The 14,250-nt window shown below is 73.8% G+C and carries 9 protein-coding genes; 1 reads left to right on the top strand and 8 read right to left on the bottom strand.

Going from position 1 to position 14,250, the window contains the following annotated elements:
• The 6 genes from Ade02nite_RS45745 to Ade02nite_RS45770 form a co-directional block, all read right to left on the bottom strand.
• Positions 1 to 346: LexA family protein (locus Ade02nite_RS45745; RefSeq protein WP_369076686.1), on the bottom strand; the 346-nt coding region annotated here is incomplete at its 3' end.
• A complete protein-coding gene (locus tag Ade02nite_RS45750) occupies positions 346 to 1,077 on the bottom strand; it encodes a hypothetical protein (protein WP_203777709.1) in 732 nt (243 codons plus the stop codon). The genes Ade02nite_RS45745 and Ade02nite_RS45750, both read right to left, overlap by 1 nt.
• A gap of 354 nt (positions 1,078 to 1,431) precedes the next feature.
• The gene (locus tag Ade02nite_RS45755; RefSeq protein WP_203777710.1) at positions 1,432 to 3,087 is read right to left on the bottom strand and encodes a histidinol-phosphatase; all 1,656 of its coding nucleotides are present in this window, start codon (positions 3,085 to 3,087) and stop codon (positions 1,432 to 1,434) included.
• A 341-nt stretch (positions 3,088 to 3,428) separates the two neighbouring features.
• Positions 3,429 to 4,577: a cytochrome P450 gene (locus Ade02nite_RS45760; RefSeq protein WP_203777711.1), complete on the bottom strand. Its 1,149-nt coding sequence runs from the start codon at positions 4,575 to 4,577 to the stop codon at positions 3,429 to 3,431.
• Entirely contained in the window at positions 4,574 to 5,824 is a 1,251-nt protein-coding gene (locus tag Ade02nite_RS45765) for a glycosyltransferase (RefSeq protein ID WP_203777712.1), read from the bottom strand. Before Ade02nite_RS45765 ends, Ade02nite_RS45760 begins: the two co-directional genes overlap by 4 nt.
• On the bottom strand, positions 5,821 to 8,055 hold the full coding sequence (locus Ade02nite_RS45770) for a GH92 family glycosyl hydrolase (protein ID WP_203777759.1): 2,235 nt from the start codon (positions 8,053 to 8,055) through the stop codon (positions 5,821 to 5,823). Before Ade02nite_RS45770 ends, Ade02nite_RS45765 begins: the two co-directional genes overlap by 4 nt.
• A 159-nt stretch (positions 8,056 to 8,214) precedes the next feature.
• Between Ade02nite_RS45770 and Ade02nite_RS50550 the strand changes: the two genes are divergently transcribed.
• On the top strand, positions 8,215 to 10,917 hold the full coding sequence (locus Ade02nite_RS50550; protein ID WP_203777713.1) for an Hsp70 family protein: 2,703 nt from the start codon (positions 8,215 to 8,217) through the stop codon (positions 10,915 to 10,917).
• Here Ade02nite_RS50550 and Ade02nite_RS45780 read toward each other — a convergent pair.
• Both Ade02nite_RS45780 and Ade02nite_RS45785 read right to left on the bottom strand, forming a co-directional pair.
• Complete coding sequence (locus tag Ade02nite_RS45780) at positions 10,874 to 12,319, bottom strand: dynamin family protein (protein ID WP_203777714.1); 1,446 nt, start codon at positions 12,317 to 12,319, stop codon at positions 10,874 to 10,876. The genes Ade02nite_RS50550 and Ade02nite_RS45780 overlap by 44 nt on opposite strands.
• The gene (locus Ade02nite_RS45785; protein WP_239169555.1) at positions 12,316 to 13,995 is read right to left on the bottom strand and encodes a dynamin family protein; all 1,680 of its coding nucleotides are present in this window, start codon (positions 13,993 to 13,995) and stop codon (positions 12,316 to 12,318) included. Before Ade02nite_RS45785 ends, Ade02nite_RS45780 begins: the two co-directional genes overlap by 4 nt.
• Between the last annotated feature and the right edge of the window lie 255 nt (positions 13,996 to 14,250).

Below are 14,250 nucleotides of genomic sequence, written 5' to 3' on the forward strand. Positions count from 1 at the left end.
CGGGTGGAGCGGCGTGGCCTGGCGCGGGTGGAGCGGCATGGCCTGGCGCGGGTGGAGCGGCATGGCCTGGCGCGGGCAGACCGGCATGGCCTGGCGCCGGTGGAGCGGCACGGCCTGGCGCCGCCGCCGGGTCGATGAGGAGGGCGCGGCCGGCCCGGCGGTGCAGGTGGCCTTTGCGTTCGAGCTGGGTCAGCTGGTAGGCGACGCTGGAGGGCGACGACAGCCCGACGGCGTCGCCGATCTCGCGGATGGTCGGCGGGTAGCCTCGGCGGCGGCTCCACTCGCGCAGGAAGGACAGGATCCGCTCCTGGCGGGCCGACAGGTCGTCGTGCCGTGCGGCGGGCATCAGGGTTTCCTCACCGCTTGGCTCGCCGCGAGGCGGGCGTCGGCCGCGGCGAGGCCGGCGCGCATCGCCTCGCGGTCGGCGGGCTGCCACGGGCCGGAGCCGGCCAGGGGTATCTCGGTCATGAAGCGGCGCTCGGGCTCCGGGATGCGGGCGGCGACGATGTCGGGGTCGGTGGCGGCGGTCGCGTAGAGGGCCGGGCCGTCGGCGTAGAACAGGTCGGTCACCACGAGACCTCGCCGCGCGGAGCGCATGACGTTGGCCGGGTTGGCGTCGAGCGGCCCGCACCACGGCAGCTCGCGGAGCGCCCGCTCGTGCACCCGCCGCACGACGGCGGCCAGCTCGGCCACCTCGTGGGCGCGGCCCGGAACGGCCGTCTCGGCGGCGAGAGCGCGGTGGAACGCGTCGGCGTCGGCCGGAGGCGCCGGCTCGAGCCACTCCATGAGCTGAAGGTCGCCGCCACCGGCCAGCCGCCGGTGATCGAAGAGGACGGGCACCTGGCCGGTGTGCGCGGCCTCCCGGTAGAGGGCGGCCGCATAGGGCCCGGTGGGGTCGAACGGGCTGATCCGGGCGGCCGCCACCCCGTCGGGCGACCGCAGGGCGATCGCCCAGTCGCCGGCCCCGCAGGGCCGCCACCCCGCGGCGAGCAGCACGCGCTCGACGTCCCGGTGATCGGCGCCCGAGCCGGCGAGCCCGGACAGGAGCGCGCGGGCCGCCTCGACGGCGCCGGTCATCGGAACCCCACGGGAAGGCCGCCGGCGGGAGAGGCGAACCCGGGCAGGGACCGGGACGCACCATCGATCTGCGTCATGCCCGGGACTCTAGCCGCGGGGTCTGACACTTTTTCTCAACGGCGGCGGGCGGCCTGGATGATCGCGATCACGAGGCCGATCACCACGATGAGGCAGACGAGCAGATGCCACGGTTTCAGAGCGCCCATGCGCTGACCGTACACATGAGGAGCGCCCATGCGCTGACCGTACGCATAAGGGACGAGCCCCGATGACCGGAAGCCATCGGGGCCCGTCGGCGGGCCGGCGCGCCGCGGGCGTTGGGGGTCCCCGCGGAGGGCCGGCGCACGCCCCCGGTCAGACGTCGATGAAGATGGGGTTGCTGTAGAACCAGGTGTCGAGCCACGGGTCGCCGTCGCCGGGCGTGTGCGCGAGCGGGCCGCGCGGGTCGATCGCGGCGCCGAGCAGGCCCGGGCCGTTGCGGCGGCCGTCGCTGCCGCGCAGGCGCAGGTAGGTGGGCTCGCGCACCGGGTCGATCGGGATGCGCAGGGTGTAGGTGCCCTTGCGGCCGGCGACGCCGACGCTGCGGGCGACGCGGGTGGCCGGGGCGCGCCACGAGGTGCGGTCCGCCGCCGGTCCGCGCACGGCTCCCCGGATGACGTCCACATGCGCCAGCGCCGGCAGGACATTGTGGTAGTTCGGGCGCGACGCCGTCGTCACCGTCACCAGCAGCGTGAGCTTTTCGCCCTTGCGTACGCGCAGACGGCCGCCCAGCGTCGCCGAGCGCGAGCCGGAGCCGACCAGCCGCACGTCCAGGGCGTCGATCAGCTGACCGTGGTCGACCCAGACGCGCCCGGCGCGGAGCCCGTCCATCACCTCGCGGTAGCCGTACTTGGTGACACCCACGTGCGTACGGCTGAACTGTCCCGGCCAGAAGTCGCTGCCCGGCTGCGGGGCCGACGTCTGCACCGGGTCGGGCAGCTTGCCGGTGTTGTCGAAGTTCTGCCCGGCCGGCCAGTCGCCGTTGCGCCACGTGTCGTAGACGGTGCGGTGGTTGTCCGAGTTGGACGTGATGGAGAAGAGCTTGCCCTCCGCGAGCATCGCGTCCCACATGCCACCCACGGTGGCGGTCATCCAGTCGAAGCCGCCGTACGTCACGTACGCCTCGGCGGGGTAGCCGGCCCACGACTGCGCCGACGGCTTGTTCTCGTACTCGCCGCGGATGCTCGTAGCCCCGCGCCAGCCGGGCAGCGCCGCGCCCTGAGCGCCCGGCGCGCCCTCCATGCCGATCATGATGCTGGGGTCGGCGTCGCGCCATCCGCGCAGCTCGGACGGGGAGTCGATGCCGAGCCGCGACGGGTGGTTCGCGAAGACCAGCACGTCCGGGACGTCCCCGGCACGCTTGCGCGCCGCGAGCCACTTGATCGCCTCGACGGCCAGGGCCTCGTTGGCCGGGTCCGACGTGGTGCGGTTGAGGAGCTTCCCGTCGTACGCCAGCTCGAAGTCCTTGAGGACCGACGCCTCGAGCGGACCGGGCGCGGTGAAGACGGTGGCGTGCTCGGCGCCCGGGATGTACCACTCCAGGCCCTGGAAGAGCAGCATGCGCGGGTTCTCCGCCCGCGCCGTCACGACCTCGGCGTGCTCGGCAAGCGCCCCGCCTGCGTTGGCGTGCCCGATGTTGCTGTGCTCGGTCAGCACCATCCAGTCGAGCCCGAACTGCGCCGCCCGCATCGCCTGCTGGCTGAACGTGTATTTCGCGTCGTGGCTGTAGACCGTGTGCACATGGTGGTCGCCCGCCAGATACACGAAGTCACCGTCGCCGCCGGAGGAGTGCGAGGACTGCGAGGAGTGAGCGCTCGCCGCCGCCGGAGCGAGGGCGCTCGCCGCCGCGAAGCCCGCCCCGAAGAGCCCGGCGCTCTTGAGGATGCCTCGCCGCGACACCGCCTGAGCGTCCAGCTTCGACTCGGCAACCGCCGGATCGGCCCACTCGGGCAACGGTTGTTCGGTGGTCATGGCGAAACCCCTCCACTGCGTTGATCTTGAAGCGGACTCACCCTCGTCAACACACCCGACTACCAGCCCAACAGCCGGAGAACGGGGAAAGATCTGCTGCCCAACTCCGGACGGGCGCACCGCGCGGGCACCACGACCGGCGCCTGCCCGAAGGTGACGATTCGGCGCGGGAACTCGGCGGCGCCGCGTCGATCATCGTCCTCGGCGCGGTGTCTGCCGCTCACAGCCTCCTGGTGGCTGCCTCCGGAAGGCTTCATCTGCTGCGCACCGCGGCCGAGAAAGGGTTCACCAGGACCGCGGCGGCGATGGTGCGACCGCCGCCATGGTGACGGGATGCGGCCTCAGCGGGCGTTCAATCGCACGGCGGTGTAGGCGCGCAGGACGAAAGTCGGCCTCTGCGCGGGCTCCTCGGCGAGGGTCAGGTGCGGGGCGTGGTCGAGCAGCGCGGCCAGGGCGGCCTGCAGTTCGAGGCGGGCCAGGGGTGCCCCGAGGCAGAAGTGCAGGCCGGCGCCGAAGCCCAGGTGCGGGTTCGGGGTGCGGGCCACGTCGAACGTGTCGGGGTCGGTGAAGACGGCGGGGTCGCGGTTGGCGGCGCCGAGCAGGGCTGCCACCTCGGCGCCCTCGGGGATGGTCACGTCGCCGAGGCGGACGTCGGCCGTGGCGGTGCGGACGAACATGTGCAGGGGTGGGTCGTAGCGGATCATCTCCTCGACGGCGGTGTCGACGAGGGAGCGGTCGGCGAGCAGGCGCGCCCACTCGGCGGGGTGCCGGAGCAGGGCCACCACTCCCCCGCCGAGGGCGTTCACCGACGCCTCGTGGCCGGCGTTGAGGAGCAGGATCGCCGAGGCCACCAGCTCGTCGGGCGAGAGGCCGCCGACGAGGTGACTGATCAGGTCGTCGCGCGGTGACTCCGCGCGACGGGCGGCGAGGGCACGCAGGTAGGCGGCGAACTCGCGGCACGCGTCGAGGGCGGCCGCCTCGTCCGCGGGGGTGCGCTGGACCTCGTACATCTTGACGATGGCGGCGGACCACGGCCGCAACCACCGGCGGTCCTCGGGCGGAACGCCCAGCAGTTCCGCGATCACCGTGACGGCCAGCGGCTCCGCCACGTCGGCGAGCAGGTCGAACGAGGAGCCCGCGGCCCGCAGGAGGGACTTCGCCGCGGCGGTGATCGTGGGGCGCAGGCGGGCGACGTGGCCGCGCTGGAACGCCGACGCGACCGGGGAGCGCAGCCGGGTGTGCGCGGGCGGCTCGTTCTCCATCATCTGGTTGCGGTGCAACAGGTTGAACGGCTCCCACACCCGCGCCGGGGTGCGGTCGGCCCAGAGGCGGCCGAGCCGGCGGTCGCGCAGGACGGCGCCGGCGGTGGCGTGGCTCGCGGCCAGCCACCGGCCGGTGGGCTCGTGCCAGGACACCGGCCCGGTGACGCGCAGCCGGGCCAGGGCGGGATACGGATCGGTGAGGAAGTCCCGATCCGAGAAGTCGATCATGAGGGGAAGAGGTCGTCGAAGACGGCGAACCGGTCGAAGGTCATCGCGTGGTCGCGGGCGCGCTTCTCCAGGTCGTCGCGCTCCGCGGAGGGCATGTCGAGCACCGCGCGGTCGACGGCGTCGGCGAGGGCGTTGATGTCGCCGGCCTCCACGATGATCGCGGCGTCGCCGACCGCCTCGCCGGTGCCGCCGGTCAGCGTGGTGATGATCGGGCCGCCGCCGGCCAGGGCCTTCTCGGCGAGGGCGATGCCGAACGTCTCGACGAAGTCCGGCTCCGGCTTCGTGGGCAGGGCGTACGCCGCGCAGCCGCGCATCAGCAGCGGCTTCTCCTCGTCGGGCACGTCGGTCAGGAAGACGATCCGGTCGTCCTCCTTCGCCATCGCCCGCACGTGCTCCAGCGCCGGCCCGGTGCCCGCCACCACGAGCTTCACCTTGTCACGGGCGCGCATCTGCCCGTACGCGATGATCAGGTCGTAGATGCCCTTGGCGCGCGCCACCCGCGACAGGAAGAGCACGTAGCCGTTGCGGGTGAGGCCCCGGCGCTCCAGCGCCTCGTCCACCGCCGCCTCGTCCAGGTCGAGGTAGGCCGACGAGTCGATCGGCGGATAGCTGACCGTGACGCGGGACCGGCACTGCTCGGCGAACGACGTGCCGCAGGACGCGTCCACCTCCTCGGCCGACGCGATGATCTCGTCGCGGGTGTACTCCGAGACCGCTACCACCTCGTCGTTCGCCAGGAATGTCGTGAACAGCACCGTCGCCGCGCCGAAGCGGCCCTCGCGCAGGCACGAGCGGATCACGTTCGTCACGTCCGAGCCGACCGCCTTGGCGACCGTGCGCACCCGCGGGGCGAAACCGGCGGCGCGGGCCGCGGTGACCGCGTCGACCACGACCTGCGTGTGCGGCACCAGGTACATCGACAGGCAGACGGTCGGGACCGGGTCGGCGAGCAGCTCGACCAGCCGGCCGGTGAGGCCGGCCAGGTGGCGCCCGTCGGGCACGCGGTAGTCCCCCACGGCCTCCGGCCGTTCCACGGTGATGCCTTCGCTGTACGGCAGGAGCGTGTCCAAGGGCTTCAGCGGCAGCCCGGCGGCCTGGAGCACGGGGATCGGCCAGGTCAGCAGGCGTACGTCGGTGAAGCCCCGGGTCAGCGCGACCTCGGCGAGGTTGCGGGCCTCGCCGGAGTGCCCGCAGATGACCGGGTCGGCCCGGACCACGATGACGAGTCGGCGATCGGGGTGGCTCAAGGTTCCTCCGGTGGGGGCGGGTCGGACAGGGAGGGCGGGCGGTTCCCGCTTCCCCAGCTCGTCGGCTCGGGGCCCAGCCGCAGGTGCAACCGGCCGCCGCGGTGCACGGCCGCGGCGCTCAGGTGGGTGGCGTGCAGGGGCTTGCCGTCGAGGGTGGCCTCTTGGACGTACTGGGCCCGCACGTCACGGTCGAGGCCCTCGGCGCCGATCGGGTGCTCCCGGTGGCCGCTCGTCTCGATGATCAGCTCGCCCTCGGGCATCCGCACGGCGGCGCGCTCGAAGGCCGGCGCGTTGATCAGGAACTGGTGCTGCCCGGCGACCGGGAACAGGCCCAGCGACGCCCACACGTACCAGGAGCTCAGGCCGCCGGAGTCGTCGTTGCCGGGCAGCCCGCCGCGCCCGGTGCCGAACTGCCAGGTGAGCGCCGATTGGACGATCTCGGCGGTGCGGCCGGGACGGCCGGCCCAGTGGTACGCCCACGGGGCCTCCATGTCCGGCTCGTTGTTGAGGCCCTCGAACCGGTTGAGCGCGTAACCCGCGGCCATCTCCGCCGGCGACGGGCGCGGCCCGGGCTGCTTCACCGGGTCGGCGCCGAAGCCGAAGAACCTGTCGAGCTTGGCCAGGAACGCGCCGTCGCCGCCGGCCAGCGCGATCCGGGCGGCCATGTCGTGCACCAGGCGGAACGAGTAGTTCCACTTGCCGCCCTCGTAGAACTCCGAGTCGCGCAGCAGGCCGGTCGCCGGGTCGAACGCGTTGATCCAGCCCCGGCCGCGCTCCTCCAGGTCGTCGGCGAGGCGGCGGTCGCCCAGGGCGCGGGCGACCCGGGCGGTGCAGTGGTACGCGTACGCGAGGTCCAGCGTGTGCGTGATCGGGTGCACCACCCCGTGCTCGTAGAAGTCCTCGCCGTACATGCGCCGCAGGTCGTCGACCATGTGCACCAGCGCCCACGACCAGTCGATCTCGGCGCGGCCGAGCGCGTGCGCGTCGGAGAGCGCGGTGTGCGCGAGCGCGCTCGCCTGCCGGAAGAACCGGTCGGCGCCGCGGGCCATCCGGTAGCCGATCGGGAAGTTGCCCTCCTCCTCGCAGACCCGCACCAGCGACTCCAGCAGGTCGGCCGAGCGCTGCGGGGCGAGGGCGGACAGCAGCGGCAGCTGGGTCTTGTAGATGTCCCACATGGTGCAGATGTCGAACGCGTACGGGCCGGAGTCGGGCCAGAAGGGGCTCTCGTCGTCGGCGAAGCACGGCTTGACGAGCGAGTGGTAGAGCGCCGTCGCGAAGACCGTGCGCCGCGCCGGCGTACCGCCGTCGATCTGGACCTTGTCGAAGTGCTCCCGCCAGCGCAGCCGGGTCGCCGACCGCACCCGGTCGAAGGACGGGACGCCGTCGCCGCACTCGCGCCGCAGGTTGTCGCGGGCCTGGTCGCAGCCGCGCAGCGAGAAGCCGAGCCGCACCTCGATGGTCTGCCCGGCGCGGGCGCCGCCGCGGAAGAGCATGCCGAACGGGCGCAGGTTGGTGTGCCGGATGCTGTCGAGGTCGAGCCGGGTGCCGCCGTCGATGAGGCGGCGGTCGTACCACAGCATCTGCCGCCAGCCGGGGGCGTCGACCTCGGCGTACACGCTGAGCGGCACGCCCTCCATGACGACCGTGCCCTGCACGCGGCCCAGCCCCATGCTCTCGACCTGGGCGCGCAGCGGCACCGTGCGCCCGAGCTCGACGGCGAGGCCGCCCATCGACATGTCGACGACCACGCGGGCGCTGCTGTGCGCGGGAAACGTGTAGCGGTGCACGGCCACCTTCGCGCCGACGGTGACCTCGCAGCGGATGCCGGTGTCCAGCGTGGCCGCGTAGTAGCCGGGCGACGCCTCCTCCTCGGTCAGCGCCCACGACCGGCCGAGCTCGTCGAGGGGCTGGAGCATCGGGGTGACCCGGACGTAGTTGTAGTACTTGCGGATCGCGCCGGTGCCGGACTGCTGGAAGTGGGTGAAGCCGGAGGCCTGGAGGCGGTCGAACATCTCCTCCGGCACCCCCTCGGTGTTCTTGCTGTAGAGGCCGTACCCGGTCGGGTAGGCGCCGGAGTAGGCGCACGCGGAGACCATGCCCAGCGGCGAGGTCGCGCCCGGATGGGTGTTGCCCACCTGGGGCTTGGGCCACCACCACGTGGCGGCGAGACCGCGGGGCGGTGGCAGGTCGGTCGCCGCGGTGCCGATGAAGGGGTCAACGTTGTCGAGAATGGCGGAACCCTACCCATCACCTGGCCCGGTGGAGGTTTCCGTCAGGTGAACTCCACCCGGGAGCTTGATCAAGCCCGGGGCCGGGCCCTGCGATCATTCTGTCGCATATCCGCCTTTCGGGCGGGCGCGCCGGGCCTGCGGTTCTGCGAGCATCGTGGCGTGCCTCTCCACTACTCCCTCGGCGTCGACCTCGGCACGACGCAGACGGCCGCGGCCGTACGAGACGACGACGGCCGCGTCGACGTCGTGCGCCTCGGCAGCCGGCGCGCCGAGATCCCGTCGCTGGTCTTCGTGGCGCCCGGCGGCGAGCTGCTGATCGGCGAGGCGGCCGAACGGCGCGGCCAGGCCGAGCCGGACCGGCTGGCCCGCGAGTTCAAGCGGCGCATCGGCGACCCGGTGCCGATCCTGGCGGGCGGCGTGCCCTTCTCGGCGCACGCGCTCACCGGCAAGCTGCTGCGGCACGTCCTCGACACGGTGATCGCCCAGCGCGGCGGCCCGCCCGCGACGATCACGGTCACCCACCCGGCGAACTGGGGACCGTACAAGAGGGAGCAGTTCGACCAGGCGGTCCGGCTCGCCGACGCCGGCCGGGTCCAGTTCCGCACGGAGCCCGAGGCCGCGGCCCTCCAGCACGCGACGGCCCGCCGGATGGCGCCGGGCGAGACGGTGGCGGTCTACGACCTCGGCGGCGGCACGTTCGACGTGGCGGTGCTGCGCCGCGACAGCCCCGGCCCCGCCGGCCCCGGCCCCGCCGGCCCCGGCTTCGTCCTGCTCGGCGAGGCGGAGGGCATCGAGCAGCTCGGCGGCGCCGACTTCGACGAGGCGGTCTTCGCCCACGTGCTGGAGGTGCTCGGCGACGCGGTCGACGGCCTCGACACGGACGACCCCGAGGTGGTGACGGCCCTGGCCCGCCTGCGGCGCGACTGCGTCGAGGCCAAGGAGGCGCTGTCCTTCGACACCGAGACGGTCATCCCGGTGGCCCTGCCCGGCCTGCACAGACAGGTGCGCCTCAACCGCTCGGAACTCGAGGCGATGATCGCCCCGGCCCTGGCCGACACGGTCGAGGCGACCCGCCGAGCCCTGCGCGGAGCCGGCGTCCCCCCGGAGGAGCTGAGCACGATCCTGCTGGCGGGCGGCTCGTCGCGCATCCCGCTGGTGGCGCAGACCCTCACCGGCGCGCTCGGCCGCCCGGTGGCCGCCGACCCCCACCCGGAGCACAGCGTGGCCCTCGGCGCGGCGCTGGCCACCATGACCGTGCCACTCGCCCGGGACCGCATGGTCTCCTTCGGCACGGCGACGAACGTCCACTTCAGCCGGGGCGCCGCCACCGTGCCGGGCACCCAGACGCAGGGTTCGGACGCGCTCCCGCCGACCACGCCCATGCAGACCACGCCGGTGTCGGCCGCATCCACGCCTACGCAAGACGCGACTCCGCCGACGCAAGACCTGCCCACGCCCACGCCCACGCCCACGCCCACGCCCACGCCCACGCCCACGCCCACGCCCACGCCCACGCCCACGCCCACGCAGAGCCTCCCCGGACCCGCAACTTCGATGGGCGCAAATCCGACAAATACTGAATATCCGATTCGTGGTGGTGGTCTGGGCGGTGATACGCCGCGTGGGCCGGCCACGATCCACGCCGTCGCGCCTCAGACGCCCACGCCGCCCGCCGTCACGCGGGGGTATGCCGCGCCACCGCCGCGCGCCACGCCGCCCCACGCCACCCCGGGGCATGCCACGCCGCCCCACGCCACCCCGGGGCATGCCACGCCACCGCGCGCCACGCCGCCCCACGCCACGCCGGGGCACGGCGCGGACAGCGCGTTGATCAGCGAACTCCGCGTGCCCGAGACCGCGCAAAAGCGCGGCACGCGCCGCACCCTCGCCATCGCGGGGGCCCTTGTGGCCGTGCTGGCCGCCGCCGGGGCCGGGCTCTTCATCGCGCTCAACCCCGATGACGACGGCGGCGAGAAGAGCACCGCCTCGCCCCCGAGCGGGCAGGCGAGCAGCCCGGCCGCCCCGAAGGTGCCCTACCCCACCGACGCGAAGCTGCTCGTGCGCGTCGACAGCGGGCCGGTCGCCATCGGTGAGCGGGTCTCCACCGTCTCCTCGTTGCAGCCGGGCGCCGACACCCCTCGCACCCCCTTGCCGGGCACGGAAGCCGGTGACGTGCTGCCCAAGTGGTCGCACGACCGCAAGCTCATCGCCCTGACCCACAACACGCCCGACGGCAGCGAGATCTACGTGATGAACGCGAACGGCACCGAGCGCCGCAAGCTGATCGGCGGTGTCACCTCGGGGCGGGTCGCGTGGTCGGGTGACGACACCAGGCTGGCGTTCGTCCGCAAAGTCAACAAGATCAACCAGATCTTCACGATGCCCGTCGCGGGCGGCACGCCGACGCAGATCACCTTCTCGCCGCAGGTGAAGGACGATCCGTTCTGGTCGACCGACGGCAGCACGATCACCTATTGGGTGGAGCGCGACGGCGTGCGGCAGGTCTACGAGCTCGACGCGGCCGACCCGCGGGAGCCGGGCCGCCAGATCACCACGCCCGAGATGGGCGAGGTGAACGATCCGGCGCCGTCGCCGGACGGGTCGCGCATCCTGTTCACCCGCGAGGTGTCCAAGGAGGACTCCGACATCTGGATCGTCGACCGGGACGGCGAGAACGCGAAGCGGCTGACGCGCAACCCGGCCCGCGAGATGGACCCGAGCTGGTCGCCGGACGGCAGCTGGTTCGCGTTCGTCCGGGGACCCTACGAGCTGCCCACGATCGTGCTGCTCAAGGCCGACGGCACCGGCGAGTCGCTGATCACCAAGCCGGGGCAGCGGGAGGCTCACCCGTGCTGGTTCTGAGGGTCAGGAGCCCTTCGCAGGTGCGCGTGACCGCGCGCGCCGCCGTCCGCAGGTCGCGCGCCGACAGCGGATGCTCGGCGATGCGCTGCCACCGGGACAGGGCCGCGCGCGCCGCCTCGGCGATCTGATCCGCGCTCGCGTCCGCGGCCAGCCCGAGCCGGGCGTACGGCTCGATGCCCAGGCCCCCGATCAGCCGGTCCATCTCGGTGAGCTGGCCGTCCTTGCCGGGTACGCGGCCGGAGCGCACCTGGCGCAGCAGCCGCAGCTCCACCAGCTCGTGCGCGCCGGCGCGGACCCGCTCGGCCTCGACCGCCGCCCGCGAGCCGGGCGCGACGCATTCGTCCAGCACCGCCAGGGCCGACCGGGCCTTGAGCACCTCGGCGCGCCCGGCGAACTGGGCGGTCAGCACCTCGCGAAGCCGGCCGATGCCGCTCTGTTCGGTGAGCGCCGCGGCGAGCCCCGGCGCGTCGGTCACCGCGCCGTCCTTGAGGAGGCGCACGGACACGCGCACGCCGAAAAGGCCCAGACGGTCCAGCAGCCGGCGGCGGGCCGCGCCGGAGCCGGCGAACCGGTCGGCGGTGAGCAACAGCTCGACCACCTCGTCCATGGGCAGCGCGGCGACCCCGGCGAGCTCGCGGAACTCGTCCTCGCGCAGGGTGGCGCCGGCCGCGCCCAGCAGGCCCGCGACCGGGACGATCACCGGGCAGAGCCGCCGCAGCCGCTCGTCGGCGGCGTAGCGCCCGGCGATCCGGGCGGCGGCCGTCATGGCGTCGAGGCGGCACCCGCCGATCTCGTCGGCGCGCGACAGGACGCCGACCGCGTTGACCGGCGTGCCCTCGGTGACCCCGTCGGCGTGGAACGACTCGAGGAACCGCACGTCGCTGCCGTGCATGTGGCGCAGCAGGTAGAGCACGGCGTCGGTTTGCGCGGCCCGCTCCCCCTCGGCGTCGAGGAACGCCATGGTGCGCAGCGACACGTCCGCCGACAGCGACGCGATGCCGGGGGTGTCGATCAGCGTGTGGCGCCGGAGCCGGCCGCTCGGGAGGCGGACTTCCAGCCGCTCGACCTCCTCGGCGCCGCGCCCGAGCGCGATCTGCAGGGCACCGTCGCGCCGGGTGAACGGCAGCGCCTCGGCCGAGCCGTCGCCGAGGTGCGCGGTGACCGCGTACGCGGGCCCGTCGGCGTACCAGGTCACGACCTTGGTGCACTCCCCCGCGTCGGTGGGCGCCAGTTCCTCCCCGACGAGCGCGTTCAGCAGCGTCGACTTGCCGGCCTTGACCCGCCCCGCGATCGCCACCCGCAGCGGCTCGTCCACCCGCCGCCGCGCCGCCACCAGCCGCGGGTGCCCGGTCTCCGCCACCGCCCGGTCGAGCAGCCCGCGCACCTGATCGAGCAGCGTCATGCCGCCAGCCCGTCCAGCTTGCGCCGCCGCTCGGCCAGCTCCGCCAGCCGCGACCTCTTCCCCGTGTCCGGCATCTCCGCGGCGCGCCGCACCGCGGCCTCGGTGGCGGCGGCGGAACGCTCGATCGCGCGGGCGCGGCTGGTGAACTCGTCGCGCAGCAGGCGCTGGGTGCGGCGTACCGCCTCGCGGCTGTCCCGGGTCAGGTGGAACCCGGCGTCGTCGATGTACTTGCGCAGCTCGCTCAACGCCATCTGGCGGCGCTGCTGCACCTGACGCTCCTTCTCCATCTTCATCAGCCGGCGGCCGAGCGTCAGCCCCGCGATGAGTCCGAGCGGCGCCGCCCACGGCACGCTGAACAGCGCCCCGACCGCGCCGAGCAGATAGAAGCCGCCGTACGAGACCCGCGCGGCCGTGAACGCGCGCAGGAACTGCTGCACCCGGGTCTGCTGGAAGCTGACGTCGAGCGCGGCCGCCTTGCCCAGGGTCAGCTCGGGCACGGGCAGGTCGAGCTCGAGCCGGTCGCATTCGAGCCCGAAGCGCGACGCCACCTCGGCCGCCAGCTCCTGCGTACGGCTCACCAGCAGCAGGAGATTGTCGGCGGCGGCCGCGGCGGCCTCGCGGGCGGCCCACGCCTGGAAGTCCTGCCACGTGTCCCGCGGGTCGGAGCCGGCGAGCACCTCCTCGCCCTCGCGCACGATGCGCCGCAACCGCTCGCGCAGGTCGTGGTCGACGTCGGCGGCGAGGTCCTGGATGCCGTCGCCGAGGACCGTCTGCCACGTCCCGTTCGTCAGGGCGGCGCTGCGGCGCGCCTTCTCCGCGTACCGCTGGGCCACGCCGGGGGTGCCGCGCAGCGCGGCGTGCTCGGCGTCGGCCCGTTCGCGGAGGCGATCGACCACGAAGGACAGCTCCGCCTTGGCCGCGGCGATCCGGTCGGCCATCGCCGCCTCCAGCACGTCGCGGCGCAGCAGGTCGACCAGGCGCGGATAGCCGGACTCCTCGTTGAGGGCGGTGTCGTCGCGGGCCTGCGCCCGGGCCCGCAGGAACGACGACACGGGCACGATCGGCACGTCCAGCCCGGCCCGCCGCAGGTGGCCCTCGTTCAGCTGGACGATGCGGCGCCACTGGACGTGCAAGTCGGTCTTGGTGAGCACGCAGAAGGTGCGGGGGCAGCGCTCCACCGTGCGCCTGAGGAAGTCGACCTCGGGCGCGGTGAGCTCCTGCGCGGCGTCGGTGACGAACAGGGCCGCGCCCGCGGACGGCAGCAGCGCGAGCGTGATGTTGCCCTGCGCGGAGTCGAGCCCGCCGACCCCGGGCGTGTCCACGAGCGAGAGACCCGCGCCCAGCAGCCGCCGGTCGAGGCGTACCTCCAAGGGCTTGTCGAGGTGCTTGCCCACGTCGGCGAGGTCGATCGGCACCCCGTCGGCGGAGGCGGCGGGCGGCCGGCCGAACCGCAGCGTCATCGGCGCCGCGGTCACCACGTCGGCGTCGACAGGGCAGACGTCGGTGCGCAGAAGGGCATTGATCAGCGTGCTCTTGCCCTGTTTGAACTCGCCCACCACGGCCACCGCGATGTCGGCCGCGCGCAGCTGCTCGGTGGCCCGGTCGATCCGCTCGACCAGATCACCGTCCCCGCTCTCGGCCGCCAGCACCCGCGCGCTGGCCAGCTCGCCGAGCACGGTCAACGGCTCTCCTCCGCTCAGCGTCCTCACTCACAGCGACCGACCGCACGACCCTACACAGTGATCGCCCGCGGTCGACCCCTCCGAGCGGACGGATTTCCGACATGCGCGCGGCCCCTCCGGTGTGCGATGTTGTGCGCCGTACCCCTCCTCAGACCCTCCGCACGTGCCGCGCGGAACGGCACCCCGCGCGGCGCGTGCGGAGCCCCTTTCCCCACGCCGCGAACCGCTGTCGTGCGCGCATGGCCGAGA

The organism is Paractinoplanes deccanensis, assembly GCF_016862115.1.
GTDB classification, from domain to species: Bacteria; Actinomycetota; Actinomycetes; order Mycobacteriales; family Micromonosporaceae; genus Actinoplanes; species Actinoplanes deccanensis.